This is a genomic window from Micromonospora sp. HM134, from assembly GCF_007833915.1.
Lineage (GTDB): Bacteria > Actinomycetota > Actinomycetes > Mycobacteriales > Micromonosporaceae > Micromonospora > Micromonospora wenchangensis.
The window spans coordinates 5,580,983-5,595,867 of the sequence record NZ_CP041061.1; the positions used below are offsets into that span (position 1 = coordinate 5,580,983).

Below are 14,885 nucleotides of genomic sequence, written 5' to 3' on the forward strand. Positions count from 1 at the left end.
TCAGCGGGCGGCCCGCCACTCGTCGGCCAGCACCGCCCACACCTCCATGTCGACCCGGCCCGCCGGCCCCGGGGCGACCTGACGCAGGGTGCCCTCGTGCCGCATGCCGAGCCGCCGGGCCACCGCGATGCTGCGGACGTTGCCGACGCTGGTCCGCCACTCGACCCGGTGGATGCCACGTTCCCGGATCGCCCAGTCCACGATCCGGGTCGCCGCCCGGGTGACCAGCCCCCGACCCTCGGCGGCCGGTTCCAGCCAGCAGCCGGCCTCGGCCACCCCGGTCGCGGTGCTGAACGACACGAACAGCACCCCGCCGACCAGGACGCCGTCGAGCCAGATCCCCCAGATGCCCCCGGCGTCGGCGGCCCACTTGTCGGCGGAACGACGCAGCACCCGGCGGGCCGACTCCAGGTCGGTGGCCACGAAGGACGCCCCCACCCACGGGGCGATGTGTTCCCGGGCCCGGTCCAGGTGGGCCAGGAACTCCTCGGCCTGCCACGGCGAGAGCGGACGCAACTCGGCGGTGTCGGTCAACGGCAGCGCGAACATCGTTCAGTTCCTCCGGTGTGCGACGGGCAGGCTCAGCCGCAGCGTCGGCCCGACGGTGGGCACGAACCCCAGCGACCGGTAGAGCGGTTCCCCCTGGGGCGAGGCCCGCAGGTCGATCTTGCCGACCCCGCGCTGCCGGTACCAGTCGAGCAGCGCCTCCAGGCAGGACCGGGAGTAGCCGAGCCGACGGTGCACCGGATCGGTGACCACGTTGAACACGTACCCGGTCAGGCCGTCGGGGTTGCCGGGGCCGCCGAGCCGCTGCTCGATGGTCCCGGTCGCGCAGGCCGCCAGGACGCCCGGCCGGTCCGGGTCGTCGACGACGAAGACCGCCATCAGGTCGGCCGGCTCGGCCAGCCGCCGGTGCAGCACCTCCCGGGCCGCCTGCTGCCAGGGCCCCGGCGCGGGGGCCATCTGGTCGATGTCGGCCAGCATCACCCCACGCAGGCGAACGATCTCACCGGCGTCGGCGACCACGGCCCGTCGAACGTTGATCACGAACGGACGGTACCGGATGGCGGGGACGGGCCACCGGACCGCACCACGCTGATCGGAAACGACAGGACACGACGGCCGGCCAACTTGAGATCGGGTCCCGTCCACGGGACGCTGAGGGTCGGCACCGACACCACCCCCGGAGGCGAGATGCCCCAGCTCCGTACCGCGCCGCACCGGCTGCTCGCCGCCGCCGGCACCCTCCTGCTCGGCACCGCACTGGCCACCGTCGGCGGCACGCCGGCCGGGGCGGCGGCCGGTGACGTCGGCTACGTCCGGCTCGCCCACCTCTCCCCCGACACCCCGGCCGTGGACGTCTACCTCTCCGCCCCGGGCGCGGCGACGCCGCAGGTCTTCCCCGCCGTCGGATACGGCGTCGTCTCCCGCTACCTACCGCTGGCCGTCGGCCGGTACGCGGTGGCGATGCGGCAGGCCGGCGCACCGGCCAGCGAGCCGCCGGTGCTCACCACCGAGGTGGCACTGCGCGCGGGCGAGGCGTACACGGTGGCCGGGGTGGGCCGCTACGCCGACCTCGGCCTACGGGTGCTCGCCGACGACCTCAGCGCCCCGACGGCCGGCCGGGCGAAGGTGCGGGTCGTCCAGGCGTCCGTACGGGCCCCGGTGGTCGACGTGACCGCCGACGACGGGCCGGCCATCGCCGACGCCGTCCGGTTCGCCACCACCACCGACTACCGGCAGGTCGACCCGGGACGCTGGCGGCTGCGCCTCGGTGGCGGCAGCGGGCCGAGCACCGACGCCGAGGTGACCCTCACCGGGGGACGGGTCTATTCGCTGCTGGTGCTCGACGGCAAGCGGGGCGGGTTGACCGTCGAGCTGCGCGAGGACGCCCGGGGTGGCGGGACCGCACCGGCGGGCGGGGTGCCGGCGGGGGCCGGCGGGCTGGCCGGGGGCGGGCTCGGGGCGTACCCGATGATGGCCGGCGGGGTGCTCGCGGGGGCCGTGGTGGTGGGCACGACGGTGCTGGTGCGGCGTCGGCGGCGACCGGTCTGGTGAGCCGGCCCGGCTTCGCGATCCGCCGGCACCGGGCCCGGCCCGCGCCGGCCACCGTCCTGGTCGCGGCGGGCGCGGCGTGCTGCCTCGCCGCCGGTGCCGGCGTCGTGCTGGCCGCCGCCACCGGCCTCGGCGGGCCGGGCGGAGCACCCCGGCCGGTCGCGGCGGCCGGGGGCTGGCAGCCCGGCTGCGGGACCGGTTGCGCCACCGGGGCCGGCGCCGCCCTCGCCACCCCGGCCTCCCCCACCCGGGTACGCGTGGCGCGGGTCGGCGTCGACTCCCCGCTCACCGCACTCGGGCTGGACCGGGCCGGCACCCTGGTGCCACCGGCGGACTTCACCCGGGCCGGCTGGTACGGCGGCGGCCCGGCACCGGGCGACCCGGGGCCGGCGGTGATCGCCGGGCACCTGGACTCGCGGCGCGGCCCGGCCGTCTTCGCCCGTCTCGGCGAGGTGCGCCCCGGCGACCGGATCGAGGTGTGGCGGGGCCAGCACCTGGTGACGTTCCGGGTCACCGGTACGCTGCGCACGCCCAAGGACGCCTTCCCCACCGCCACCGTGTACGGCCCGACGCCCGGCCCGGAGCTGCGGCTGATCACCTGCGGGGGCGACTTCGACAGGCGCGTCGGCCACTACCGGGACAACGTGGTGGTCTTCGCGGTCGCCGACCCGCCGGTCGACCCCCTCCCCCGCTCCGCCGCCGACTGACCCGCCCACCGGCGCCGCCCCGGACACCCCGCCCGCTAGGCTCCGGCGGTGCGACTGACCAGCGTGGACGACGTCCTGGCCGCCGAACGCAGGCTCGCCGGTCGGATCGTCCGGACCCCGCTCCTGCCCTGCCCGCAGCTCGGCGACGAGTTCGCGCTCGACGTCGCGGTGAAGGCGGAGAACCTCCAGCACACCGGCAGCTTCAAGGTCCGGGGAGCGCTGAACGCGCTGCTCGCCCTGGCGGAACGGCAGGCGACGCCCGCCGGGCTGACCGCCTTCTCCGCCGGGAACCACGCCATGGCGGTGGCCTTCGCCGGGCGCGCCTTCGGCCTGCCCACCGTCGTCTGCATGCCCCCGCACGCGGTAACCACCAAGATCGAAGCGGTCCGCCGGTGGGGTGGGGAGGTCGTGCTCACCGACGACCTGCTCGCCACCTGTGAGGAGATCACCGCCGAGCGCGGCTACCACCTGCTGCCGCCGTTCGACGACCCGGACGTCATCGCCGGCCAGGCCACCCTGGGGCGGGAACTGCTGGCCGACGGCCCACCGCCGGGCCTGGTGCTGGTCCCGGTCGGCGGCGGTGGGCTGATCAGCGGGGTGGCCGCCGCCGTCCGCGCGGCCGTCCCCACCGCCCGGATCGTCGGCGTCGAGCCGGCCACCGCCAACGTCGTCGGTCACGCGCTGCGTACCGGCGGTGGGACCCCGGCGACCCGGCCGGTCTCGATGGCCGACGGACTGGCCGCCCCGTTCGCCGGCCGGCTCACCCTGGCCCACGTCCGGGACCTGGTGGACGACCTGGTGGAGGTCACCGAGGCGGACATCCGGGCCGCCTGGTGGGACCTGATGGCGGCCACCCGGCTACTGCTCGAACCGGCGGCGGCGGTCACCCTCGCCGCGCTGCGCACCGGTCGGGTGACCGCCGCCCCCGGCACCCGGACGATCCTGGTCCTCAGCGGCGGCAACGTCTCCCCCACCCTGCTGACCACCCTGCCCTGACCCCCGCCCCGCCCCGCCCCATCTCCGAGCCTCGCGCGATCTTGGAGTTCTGGTGCCAGCTTCGTGGGGATACATCCTCTTTTGCGCCCACCACAACTCCATGATCGACGCGGTGGGGTGGGGTGGGGTGGGTTAGCGGATGGGGCGGCGGCCGGCGAAGCCGCACTCGACGCGGTGGTACCAGCGCACGTCGGGGTCGCCCTCCAACCAGCACCAGAGCACCGCCCGGCCCTCGTGCTCGCCGGGGAAGTCGAGCAGCACCGGGGCGATCCCCTTGACCTGGATGTCGTGCGAGTTCAGCTCCTCCAGCACGCCGTGCAGCCGGGCCTCCAGGGCCTTGACCTCGGCCCGGCCGCCCAGCGCCGACATCCCCGGGCCGGCCAGGTCGGCCCGCAGCTCGGCCAGGTCGGCCCGGATGCCGATCAACTCGTCGATGCGGGGGTGCAGGGTGGCGACCAGGTACCGCGCCTGGGCGAGAGTGAACACGGGGCCAGTATGGGGCACCCGCGTGATCCGTACCGACCCGTCCGCCGGCTCCGGTCGGGCCGCGATGCCGGGCCGGGCCGCAACCCTGCCGGGTGACCCGTCGGGCAGGGGCCCGAGGCGGGCGGACGGCGACCGAGGGGCGGGCGGTGGGGCCGAGCGCCGACGTCGACCCGGTCCCGGTGGATGAAGGGTCACCATCGACCGTCCACATAGGTCACAGGGTGGCCCGGCCGGCGGGTGCCGACGACGCGGCCGATGGATCAAGATCTTCAGGCGCGCGGTCCGTCGCCTCTCCGTCCCGTCGCCGCACGCGCCAGTACATCCGCGAGACCGAACCAGGAGTCCCCATCGTGATCAACAAGTACCCCGGCACCTGTGGCACCTGCCGAGGCCGGGTGGAGGCCGGGGCCGGGCAGGCGCTCAAGCTCGGCGCCGGCTGGACCACGTACCACGACGACTGCGCGCCGGTGGAGGCGGCGCCGCCGCCGGGCACCCACCGAGGGTGGCACGACCTGCCGGTGGTGGGCTTCGACATCGAGACCACCGGCAACGAGCCGTTGGACGCCCGCATCGTCTCCGCCGCGCTGGTGTACTCCGACGGCACGACCAGGCGGTGGCTGGTCAACCCGGGAGTGCCGATCCCGCCCCGCACCACCGAGATCCACGGGATCACCGACGAGCTGGTCCGCAGCGCCGGAACGCCGGCCGGGACGGCGCTGGCCGAGCTGGGCACGGCCGTCGGGAAGGTGATCGCCGACGGTACGCCGCTCGTCGCCTTCTGCGCCCACTTCGACGTCACGACGTTGCACGCCGAGCTGGCCCGGCACGCCCTGCCGTCGCTGGACTGGGACCGCGCCGTCATCATCGACCCCTCGATCCTGCACCAGGAGGTCGAACCGTACCGGTTCGTCGGCCGGCAGCTCGGTGAGCTGTGCAGATACTACGAGGTGACCCTCGGCTCCGCCCACGACGCCACGAGCGACGCCCGCGCCGCCGTCGCGATGGCGGTGTCGATCGCGGCCCGGCACGAACGCATCGCCCGGATGCTCCCCGACGACCTCCACCGGGCGCAGATCACCTGGTACGCCGCGCAGAAGCGGAAGCTCCAGGAGTACTTCGACCGGCGGGGCATCGCCGAGACGGTCAGCCTGGAATGGCCGCTGGAGACCAGGCGACGCCGACAGGCCGACAATCCTCACCCCGATCAGGGCTGATGTCCCTCGGCCGGCTGTCGGGCGATCCGGTGCGCGAACCGGGTCGCCCGACAGCCGACCAACCCGCTCGCCATCCCCGGTTCCCAAGGCATCACCGGCGTCGTTCGCGTCCTCGCCCACGCGGCGTGGGCCCCGCCGACTGTCCGCCGTCGGGGTACTCGCCGAAGATCTCGTCGAGGATCCTCCGTGAGTTCACCGCGGCCTCGCTGTCGGCCGGCGCGGCGGCGTAGGTGACAAGCGTCTTCCAGAGCGGCCAGCCACGCCCGCGCGCCCAGGTCGCGTCGTCGACGGACAGCCGCTCCCGGAATACCCGCCGGCCGTCGACGGTCAGCAGTGTCCAGGCGACAGCCAGGTCGCAGGAGGGATCGCCGACGCCGCAGGTGCCGAAGTCGATGACCCCCGCGAGGTGTCCACCGTCGAGCAGGAGGTTGCCCTGCGCCACGTCGACGACGACGCGTTCGGGCGGCGGGCCGAGATCCGCAATGTCGTCGGCCCCCGCCACTGACATCGCCGGCCGGGTCAGTCGGCCTGGGCGGCGAGTTCGCGGGCGCGGTCGCGGGCGGCTTCCAGCGCCGCCAGCAGCGCGGCGCGTACCCCGTGCTTCTCCAGCTCGCGGACGGCGGAGATGGTGGTGCCGGCCGGGGAGGTGACGGCCTCGCGGAGCTTGACCGGGTGTTCGCCGGAGTCGCGCAGCATCATGGCCGAGCCGATCGCGGTCTGCACGATCAGCTCGTGCGCCACCTGCCGGGGCAGGCCGAGCAGGATGCCGGCGTCGATCATGGCCTCGACCAGCAGGTAGAAGTAGGCCGGGCCGGAGCCGGAGAGGGCGGTCACCGCGTCCTGCTGCGACTCGGGCACCCGCAGGGTCGCCCCGAGCGGGGCGAACATCTCCTCGGCCAGGGCCAGGTGCTCGCCGGTGGCGTGCGCGCCGGCCGAGATCGCGCTCATCGCCTGGTCGACCAGGGCGGGGGTGTTGGTCATCACCCGGACCACCGGGGTGCCCTCGGGCAGCCGGCGGCTGAAGAAGCTGGTGGGCAGCCCGGCGCAGAGCGAGACGACCAGCTTGTCGGCCGGCACCTTGGGGCCGATCTCGTCCAGCAGGACGCCCGCGTCCTGCGGCTTCACCGCGATCGCCAGCACGGCCGCCTCGTCGACGGCGGTCAGGTTGTCGACCACCCGTACGCCGTACCGGGTGGCCAGCTCCTCGGCCCGCACGGGTCGGCGGGCGGTCGCCAGCAGCCGCTGCGCCGGCCAGCCGGACCGCAACAGCCCGGAGAGCATCAGCTCGCCGATCTTTCCCGCCCCGATCACCGCGACGGTGTGCCTCGCCGACCCCATGTCACCCTTCCGTCCCGTTCGTCCGGTCCCGTGCCCTTCCCCTCCGGCAGGGCGGAGGGGAAGGGGTGGGGCGCGATCAGCTGCCGAAGAAGACCTCGGCCTCGTCGTAGCGCTCGATCGGGACGGTCTTCAGCTCGCGGGTGGCCTCGGCCAGCGGGACCCGGACGATGTCCGTGCTCTGCATCGCGACCATCTTGCCCCAGTCGCCCTCGTGGGCGGCGTCGATGGCCTGGAGGCCGAGGCGGGTGGCGAGCACCCGGTCGAACGCGGTCGGGGTGCCGCCGCGCTGGATGTGCCCGAGCACGACGGTGCGGGCCTCCTTGCCGGTCTTCGCCTCCAGCTGCTCGGCCAGCCACTGGCCGATGCCGCCGAGCCGGACGTGCCCGAAGGCGTCCAGCTCCTGGTTGTGCAGGACCATCTGGCCGTCCAGCGGCTGGGCGCCCTCGGCGACCACGACGATCGGGGCGTACTGGTGCTGGAAGCGCTTCTCGACGTAGCCGGCGACCTGGTCGACGTCGAACTTGCGCTCGGGCAGCAGGATCACGTTGGCGCCACCGGCGAGGCCGGCGTGCAGGGCGATCCAGCCGGCGTGCCGGCCCATCACCTCGACGACCAGGGTGCGGTGGTGGCTCTCCGCGGTGGTGTGCAGCCGGTCGATCGCCTCCATGGCGATGTTGACGGCGGTGTCGAAGCCGAACGTGTAGTCGGTGGCGCCCAGGTCGTTGTCGATCGTCTTCGGCACGCCGACCACGTTGACGCCCAGCTCGTGCAGCTTGGTGGCGACGCCCAGGGTGTCCTCGCCGCCGATCGCGATCAGCGCGTCCACGCCCTGCGCGGCGAGGTTCTCCTTGATCCGCTCCACGCCGTTCTCGATCTTGAACGGGTTGGTGCGGGACGAGCCGAGGATGGTGCCGCCGCGCGGGAGGATGCCCCGCACCTCGGGGATGCCGAGCGGCTTGGACAGGCCCTCCAGCGGACCCTTCCAGCCGTCCCGGAAACCCACGAACTCGTGACCGTAAGTAGCGACGCCCTTACGGACCACCGCCCGAATGACCGCGTTGAGACCTGGGCAGTCGCCGCCGCCGGTGAGCACGCCGATACGCATGATCTGCTCATCCTCCTGGAACGTCAGGTGAAGCCCGGATAAGCCCCAGGATATGTGTCCGCTCAGACCATCGGCGTCGTTGCCGGCCCGGGGCGGGCCGTCAGTGCGCACTGTAGTCGGCTCAGGTGTACGCCGACACCGCGCCCCGGCCGGTCCCGCCCACCCGGGCGGCTACCGGTCAGTAGCTGACCTCGTGGTTCTCCCCCAGCTTCGGCGGCGTCCCGGTCACCGCCGCCTTGGCGAACCCGAGCAGGTTGACCACCGTGCCGCCCGGGGAGTCCCAGTACTCGGCCGAGCTGGCGTGCACCTTGAGCAGGGTCAGCCCGGGGGTGTCCAACCCGTCCGGGAACCACGCCTTCAGCACCGGGTTCCACAGCTGCTCGGCCCGCGCCCGGTCGTACGCCTCCTGGGCGGTGCCGGAGATCGACACCCAGGCGTGGTGACGCTGGTCGGAGAAGGCGACGTTGACCTCCGGGTTGACCCGGACCTGGCGCATCTTGGCCGAGTCGGCGTAGGCGAAGAACCACAGGTCCCCGTCGAACTCGGCCGCCTGCAGCCCCATCGGCCGGCTGAGCATCCGGCCGTCCACCCCGATGGTGGTCAACATGCAGATCCGGGCGTCCCGGATCAGCTCGGTCACCCGCCGCCGGGCGTCGGTGATGGTGGTCGCGTCGTCGGCCATGGCGCACTCCCTCGGATCGGCTCGCCCGGATCCGGTGCCCCCGACGGGACCGGTCAAACCTGCCGATCGTCACGGGCTGTCAACACCGACGGCCGGACCCACCGGCACCGGGCCGCCGACGCCGGGATCACCCGGGACGGGCCGTCATCGCCTGCCAGCGGGCCAGGTTGTGCCGGGCGTCGACCAGCGCGTCGTGCCGGTCGGCCGCCGCCTCGGGCAGCCGGGGCCTGCCGAGGTCGTCCCAGAGCTGCCGCAGCTCCTTGGTGAACCGGGGGATCTCCCGGGGCAGCGCCGGCATCGCCCCCCAGAGCTGGGCCAGCACCACGTGGTCGTACGCGGCGTACCAGGCCCACAGCTCCAGCTGCTCGCCCGGCCGGTCCCGGATCGGCTCCAGCAGGAACTCGTGCAGGTCGTCCCGGATCCGGGCCCGGGAACGCCAGGCCCGGTCGGCCGGCGAGGGGAGCTTGTCCAGCACGTTGCGGCGGACCCAGGGCACGGCGCGGGAGTCGTCGAACTCGGTGGAGACCGCGTAGAACTCGCGGCCGTACTCGTCGACGACACCGATCGACACGAGGTCGACCAGCCGGCCGTCCTCGATGAATTCGCAGTCGTAGAAGTAGCGGTAGACCATCACCGCCCATCCTCGCCCACCGCCGGTGACCGCCGACGGGCGGGGCGGGCACCGGCGGCACCGCCCGCCCGCGACCCCGCCGGCCCCCGACCCGGTGGTCCGCCGCAGCTTGCGCAGGGTCACGGAAAGGTTTACAGGGGTGTACAGCAAGCGACTGGGCCGTCATGATCTGATGTGTACCGCTACCGGACGCCGAAGCGGTGTCAGTTCACCTCTTCAGGGGCCGTCAGGGTTCACCCGGTGAGCGAAAATTGTGGTCCGTGACCGGGGAGGGGTGGGGCCGTGGACATGCGCCTGCCGGAGCCGGGTGACGCCCTCACGGGGGTGGAGATGTTCGCCGGGCTGGAGCCGGAGGTGCGCCAGCGGGTGATCGCCGCGGCCGTGCCGCGCACCTATCGCAAAGGTCAGTTGCTTTTCGTCGAGAACGATCCCGGCGAGTCGCTGATCGTGCTCCGCCGGGGGGCGGTGGCGGTGTTCCGCACCGCACCGACCGGGGAACGCGCGGTGCTGTCGGTCATCCGACCACCGGACGTGCTGGGCGAGGTGTCCCTGCTGGACGCCTCCACCCGTTCCGCGTCGGCCGAGGCGATCGAGGACTGCGCGGCGCTCGCCCTGTCCCGCCCGGCCTTCATGGAGCTGGTGCACTCCAACCCGCGCATCCTGGACGCGGTGATGCGCTCGCTGGGTGGCCTGATCCGGCGGCTCACCGAGCAGAACGCCGACCACGTCTTCCTCGACCTGCCCGGTCGGGTGGCCAAGACGCTGGTCCGGCTGGCCGGGGAGAGCCAGGCCCCGATGATCACCATCGAGCTCAACCAGAGCCAGCTGGCCGAGATGGCCGGCGGTTCCCGGCAGAGCGTCAACCAGGCCATCGGCTCCTTCGCCAGCCGCGGCTGGCTGCGTACCGAAGGTCGTCGGATCGTGGTCACCGACGTGGCGGCGCTGCGCCGACGCGCCGGCATGAGCGACCGCTGAGGGGTTTCCCCGGGCGGCGACGCCCCGGCGGGTGAGCGGGAACGCCACACCGGCGCGGCCGGCGGACCGAGGTCCGCCGGCCGCGCCGGTCGTTCACTTGCCGCTGTCGTCCGCCGGCGGTGCGCCCGGCCCCGGTCCGATCTGGTCGGGCGGTGTACCCGGCCCGGGCCCGATCTTCTGTGGCTTCGACGTCGTGGTCGTGGTCGTGCCGGCGTCCGAAGTCGTCTTGCTGTCGGGATTCTCCACCATGCCCTGCTCCTCCATTCTGGCGAGAGTGACCGCGTCGACGTCGACCGTCTCCCCGGGGGACCGGACGGTACCGTCCGGATCGGTCCAGTAGGCGGACAATCGCACCTGCACGGCACTCTCCTGACAGTGAGTTTTCCTCGTGAGGAACACTAGTGGCGGCCGACCAGCCGCAGGGTCCGCCCGCACGTCGGGTACCCGACTGGCCCTCCGCGGCGGGATAATGGGATCTCCTCACGTACGGAGTTCGTCATCGACCTCAAGTGTGGACACTGCTCACGGGCGGCGGGCCCGGACGACCGCTTCTGCGGCGGCTGCGGACAGGCGCTGACGCTCAACTGTGCCTCCTGCGGGCACGGCAACAGTCCCGAGGCCAACTTCTGCACCAGCTGCGGGCAGCCGCTGCGCGACCACGCGGTCACCGTGCAGGAGGACCGCCGCCAGGTCAGCGTGCTGTTCATCGACATCGTCGACTTCACCACGTACGCCGAACGGGCCGACCCGGAGCAGGCGCGCAGCCTCCAGCAGGCGTACTTCGCCACCGTCCGCAAGCTGGTCCACCAGTACGGCGGGGTGGTGGAGAAGTACATCGGCGACGCGGTGATGGCGCTGTTCGGCGCCCCGGTCGCCACCGACAACGACGCGCTGCGCTGCGTACGGGCCGGGTTGGAGCTGCAACGGAACCTGGCCCGGCAGGCCGCCGGCCCGCACCCGCCGCTGGGTTTCCGGGTCGGCGTGGCCACCGGCGAGGCGCTGGTCGACCTCTCCGCCACCCGCGACGGCGGCCAGGCGTTCGTCACCGGCGACGTGGTGAACACCGCCTCCCGGTTGCAGGCGCTGGCCCCCACCGGCGGGGTGGTCGTCGACGAGAGCACCTGGTCGGCCACCCGACACGAACTGGAGTACGTCGACCGGCCGCCGGTCACCCTGCGGGGGCGTTCCACGGTGAGCCGGATCTGGCTCGCCGTGCGGGCCCGGCCCCGGACCGACCCGCAGGCCGCCGAGCTGACCCCGATGGTCGACCGGGAACACGAACGTGGCCTGCTGGTCAACGCCCTGCACCGGACGGTCACCGAACGCACCTCCCAGCTGGTGACCGTCTTCGGGCCGGCCGGGGTGGGCAAGAGCCGGCTGCTGCGGGAGCTGTCCCGGCACGCCGCCAACCTGCCCGGTCACCGGGTCACCTGGCTGGTCGGGCAGTGCCCTCCGTTCGGCGAGAACGTCACCTACGCCGCGCTGGCCGACATCGTCAAGGGTTGGCTGGGCGCGCCGGACACCGACGACCCGGAACCGCTGCGCGACCGGCTCCGCGACCGGCTGCGTCAGCTCGACGACCCGCACGCCATGCGGCTGGCCGGCGCGCTCGGGCCGCTGCTGGGGATGACCGGGGAACGGCTCAACCCGGGCGAGACCGAGGCGGCCTGGCGACGGTTCCTGCTCACCCTCGCCGGGCGGGGCCCGACGGTGCTGGTCTTCGAGGACATGCACTGGGCCGACCAGGCGATGCTCACCTTCGTCGAGCAGCTCGGTGCGGCGGCCCGGGGCGTACCGCTGCTGGTGGTGGCGACCGCGCGGCCCGAGCTGCGGGAGCGGCAGCCGGCGTGGACCGGCACGATCAGCGGCGCGATGTCCATCTCGGTGCCGCCGATGCACGACGCGGACATCGACACCCTCTACTCCCTGCTGCTCGGTCAGGCCACCCTGCCGGCGGCGTCGCGGGCACCGCTCATCGAGTTCGCCGACGGCAACCCGCTCTACGCCCAGGAGTACGCCCGGATGCTGATGGACGGCGGGCTGCTGGAGCCGAGCGCCGCCTTCGATCCGGCCGGCACCACCGACATGCCGCGTACCGTCCAGGCGGTCATCGCCAACCGGCTCGACCTGCTCGACCCGGCCGACCGGGCGGTGCTCCAGGCCGCCGCCGTGGTCGGGGTCCAGTTCTGGCCGGCGCCCGTGGCCGCCGCCCTCGGCCGGACGGTCGAGTGGGTGGAGCGGGCACTGGACCGGTTGCAGCGCCGGGACATGGTCTTCGAGCTGCCCACCTCCACCATGGCCGGTCAGCCGGAGTACCGCTTCCGGCACATCCTGGTCCGCGACGTGTGCTACCAGCGGCTGCCCCGGGCGGAACGGGTGCTGCGCCACCAGCGCACCGCCGACTGGCTGGCCCAGCTCACCCAGGCCGGCCAGCAGGACCTGGCCGAGGTGCTGGCCAACCACCGCTGGACCGCCCACGAGATCGCCCGGACGGTCGGACTCGACCCCATGCCGTACGCGGTGGCGGCCCGCACCGCGCTGCACCGGGCCGCCCGCCGGGCGTACGAGCTGCACGCGCTGGAGAACGCGGCCACGCTTGTCGGCCGGGCGCTGGAGGTCGGCGGGGCGCCCGATCCGGGGCTGGAGCTGTTCGCCGCCCAACTGGCCCTCTTCCGGGACGGGGACGCGTTCCTGGTCGACGGGGGGACCGAGGCGTTGACCGGGCTCACCGAACGGTTGGCCGCCGTCGGGGACCGTTCCGGCGCGGCCCGCGCCTGGACCCTGCTCGCCACCGCCGCCTGGAGCCGGGCCGACCGGTCCGAGACGCTGCGCTGCCTGGACCGGGCCAACGCGATCTACGCCGAGCTGCCGGAGTCCGAGGAGAAGGCGGAGGCGTTGCTGGAACTGGCCCGGGTGCGGATGCTCAACGCCGAGACCGATCCGGCCTGCGTGGCGGCCTCCGCGGCGGCGGAACTGGCCGAGCGGCTGCGGCTGCCCGAGGTACGGGCCAACGCCCGGATCACCCTGGCGGTGGCCCGCTTCATGGCCGGCGAGAAGCAGGCGTACGCGGAACTGGCCGAGGTGGCCGAACAGTGCCGGGTGGACCGGCTGGTCAGCCGACGCCGGGCGGTGCACAACCTCGCCTGGGCGGCGCAGGAGGAGGGTGACCTGGCCCGGTCGGCCCGTCTGGTCGACGAGCAGCGTTCGCTCGACCCGGGTGGCGGGCACAGCCTGGCGACCAGCTTCGCCGACAAGTGGGCGCGGGCGTACTACGCCGGCGACTGGGTGGCGGCGCTGGAGCTGGGCACCGAGTCGACCCGGCTGCCGACGGCCGAGTGGGACCTGCACATCGTGGCGGTTTCCGGCTGGATGCGGGCGCTGCGGGCCGACTCCGCACCGACGACGGACGAGCCGGCCGCAGGCGCGGCGGACCCGGGCACGACGGACCCGGGCACGACGGACCCGGGCACGACGGACCCGGGCGCCACGGGTCCCGGGCCGGCGGGCCCGGGGGCGGCGGCCGCAGGCGCGACGGGCCGGGGTGCGGGCGGCACGCAGGCGGGCGGCGCGGGGGCGGCGGGTGGCGCGGGGGCGGGAGAGGCCGGCGGGACGGGTGCCGCCGGCCGGGCCGAGGGCCACGATCTGGTGGCCCAGGCGCTGGTCGCCGCGCGGCGCAGTGGTTTCCACCGGGTGTTGCAGTCGACGCTGGCGCACGCGGCGCTCTGCCGGGCGGTCCGGGGCCGCCGGGAGGAGGCGATGCGGCTGCTGGTGGAGCTGGACGAGGACTGGAGCCGGACCCGGATGATCCCGTTCGCCGAGTGGGTGCCGGCGGTGGGTCACGTCGCCGCGGTGCTCGGCCCGGACGCCGCCCGGCTGGTGCACGACATGCTCGCCCGGTCGCCCCGGACGACCCCCTGGGTGGAGGCGGCGGGCCAGGCAGCCGACGCCACCCTGGCCCTCGGCGACGGGGACGCCCGGCGGGCCGCCCGGTTGTTCGCGGCGGCGGCGCAGCGCTACGCCCGGATGCCCGACACCACCGACCACGTGCTGACCACCGCGCTGTCGGTGCCGGCCCTGACCGTGGCCGAGCCCGCGCGGGCGGCGGCCACCCTCGACCGGGTACGCGACTTCGCCGACCGTAACGGCATGCCCGGTCTGCTCCGGCTGGCCACCCGGGCGACGCCCGTCCGGAGCTGACCGGGACCCGTGATCGACTCACCTGGGCCGACGGTGCGGTTTCCCCCCGGGTTCGACAGCGCTGTTTCGGCCCACGAGAGTCGATCACCAGCGGGCGACGTGACCGGTGGCGCGGGGCCGACCGGCGACGGCGCGGGGGGCGGTCACCGGGCGGGGCCGGTCGCCCGACCGTGGGTGCCAGGTGAGGTATTCCACTTTCGCGTGGAATGTGACTTCTTGCGGGCGAGCGGGCGGGGGCGCGACGGGCACAGGCGACCGGACCCACCGCCGACCGGGGGCACCGGCCCGTCGGCGGGCAGCTCGGATACCCCGCGCGCCGGAGCCGGTGCGCCCGTCCCGCGCGCCGGACCGCCGATCAACGGTGCTACCAGCCGGTACGGCACCGGAATTCCATCCCGCCCGGGTCCGGCGGCCTCGGGTCGGGGCCGTCCGGGCAGGTCGTGCGGTGGTGGGCGGGGTCACCCGGGGGGCCACCGTCGGGCCCGCCCGCCGACGGCGA

15 protein-coding genes are annotated in these 14,885 nt (G+C 74.3%); 6 read left to right on the forward strand and 9 right to left on the reverse strand.

The annotated features are described in order from the left end of the window. Together FJK98_RS24015 and FJK98_RS24020 are read right to left on the reverse strand one after the other, a co-directional pair. The gene (locus tag FJK98_RS24015; protein WP_145921020.1) at nt 1-549 is read right to left on the reverse strand and encodes a GNAT family N-acetyltransferase; all 549 of its coding nucleotides are present in this window, start codon (nt 547-549) and stop codon (nt 1-3) included. Between the two features lie 3 nt (nt 550-552). Further along, nucleotides 553-1,047 carry a GNAT family N-acetyltransferase gene (locus FJK98_RS24020; RefSeq protein ID WP_168222543.1) on the reverse strand — a complete coding sequence of 165 codons (495 nt, stop codon included), beginning with the start codon at nt 1,045-1,047 and terminating at the stop codon, nt 553-555. 147 nt (nt 1,048-1,194) lie between these two features. On the opposite strand from FJK98_RS24020, the gene FJK98_RS24025 reads away from it, so the two are divergent. Genes FJK98_RS24025 through FJK98_RS24035 form a run of 3 tightly spaced genes read left to right on the forward strand, consistent with a single transcriptional unit; the run spans nt 1,195 to nt 3,758 of the window. Further along, the gene (locus tag FJK98_RS24025) at nt 1,195-2,058 is read left to right on the forward strand and encodes a DUF4397 domain-containing protein (RefSeq protein ID WP_145921021.1); all 864 of its coding nucleotides are present in this window, start codon (nt 1,195-1,197) and stop codon (nt 2,056-2,058) included. Then, a complete protein-coding gene (locus tag FJK98_RS24030) occupies nt 2,055-2,762 on the forward strand; it encodes a class F sortase (protein WP_240762304.1) in 708 nt (235 codons plus the stop codon). The genes FJK98_RS24025 and FJK98_RS24030 overlap by 4 nt, the downstream gene beginning before the upstream one ends. A 48-nt stretch (nt 2,763-2,810) precedes the next feature. Further along, the gene (locus tag FJK98_RS24035) at nt 2,811-3,758 is read left to right on the forward strand and encodes a threonine/serine dehydratase (RefSeq protein WP_145921022.1); all 948 of its coding nucleotides are present in this window, start codon (nt 2,811-2,813) and stop codon (nt 3,756-3,758) included. A gap of 132 nt (nt 3,759-3,890) precedes the next feature. Here the strand turns inward: FJK98_RS24035 and FJK98_RS24040 are convergent, their stop codons facing one another. Then, nucleotides 3,891-4,244, reverse strand: coding sequence for a DUF2203 domain-containing protein (locus tag FJK98_RS24040; RefSeq protein WP_145921023.1), 354 nt, complete (start codon nt 4,242-4,244; stop codon nt 3,891-3,893). Nucleotides 4,245-4,594: 350 nt separating this feature from the next. On the opposite strand from FJK98_RS24040, the gene FJK98_RS24045 reads away from it, so the two are divergent. After that, nucleotides 4,595-5,458 carry an exonuclease domain-containing protein gene (locus FJK98_RS24045; protein WP_168222544.1) on the forward strand — a complete coding sequence of 288 codons (864 nt, stop codon included), beginning with the start codon at nt 4,595-4,597 and terminating at the stop codon, nt 5,456-5,458. Nucleotides 5,459-5,549: 91 nt separating this feature from the next. On the opposite strand, the gene FJK98_RS24050 is transcribed toward FJK98_RS24045, so the two are convergent. From FJK98_RS24050 to FJK98_RS24070, 5 genes are all read right to left on the reverse strand, one after another. Beyond that, nucleotides 5,550-5,966, reverse strand: coding sequence for a phosphotransferase (locus FJK98_RS24050; RefSeq protein WP_205789185.1), 417 nt, complete (start codon nt 5,964-5,966; stop codon nt 5,550-5,552). Between the two features lie 11 nt (nt 5,967-5,977). Further along, on the reverse strand, nt 5,978-6,796 hold the full coding sequence (gene proC, locus FJK98_RS24055; RefSeq protein WP_145921025.1) for a pyrroline-5-carboxylate reductase: 819 nt from the start codon (nt 6,794-6,796) through the stop codon (nt 5,978-5,980). A gap of 76 nt (nt 6,797-6,872) precedes the next feature. After that, nucleotides 6,873-7,901: a 6-phosphofructokinase gene (locus tag FJK98_RS24060; RefSeq protein WP_088644698.1), complete on the reverse strand. Its 1,029-nt coding sequence runs from the start codon at nt 7,899-7,901 to the stop codon at nt 6,873-6,875. Nucleotides 7,902-8,079: 178 nt separating this feature from the next. After that, entirely contained in the window at nt 8,080-8,583 is a 504-nt protein-coding gene (locus tag FJK98_RS24065; protein WP_145921026.1) for a pyridoxamine 5'-phosphate oxidase family protein, read from the reverse strand. Between the two features lie 127 nt (nt 8,584-8,710). After that, nucleotides 8,711-9,214 (reverse strand): polyadenylate-specific 3'-exoribonuclease AS, encoded by a 504-nt coding sequence (locus FJK98_RS24070; protein ID WP_088644696.1) that lies wholly within the window; start codon nt 9,212-9,214, stop codon nt 8,711-8,713. 282 nt (nt 9,215-9,496) lie between these two features. Here FJK98_RS24070 and FJK98_RS24075 point away from each other — a divergent pair, with 282 nt between their 5' ends. After that, on the forward strand, nt 9,497-10,189 hold the full coding sequence (locus tag FJK98_RS24075) for a Crp/Fnr family transcriptional regulator (RefSeq protein ID WP_088644695.1): 693 nt from the start codon (nt 9,497-9,499) through the stop codon (nt 10,187-10,189). Nucleotides 10,190-10,282: 93 nt separating this feature from the next. Here FJK98_RS24075 and FJK98_RS34335 read toward each other — a convergent pair whose 3' ends face one another. Then, complete coding sequence (locus FJK98_RS34335) at nt 10,283-10,453, reverse strand: hypothetical protein (RefSeq protein ID WP_228544595.1); 171 nt, start codon at nt 10,451-10,453, stop codon at nt 10,283-10,285. 234 nt (nt 10,454-10,687) lie between these two features. Between FJK98_RS34335 and FJK98_RS24085 the strand changes: the two genes are divergently transcribed. After that, entirely contained in the window at nt 10,688-14,386 is a 3,699-nt protein-coding gene (locus FJK98_RS24085) for an adenylate/guanylate cyclase domain-containing protein (RefSeq protein WP_240763057.1), read from the forward strand. Nucleotides 14,387-14,885: the final 499 nt, after the last annotated feature.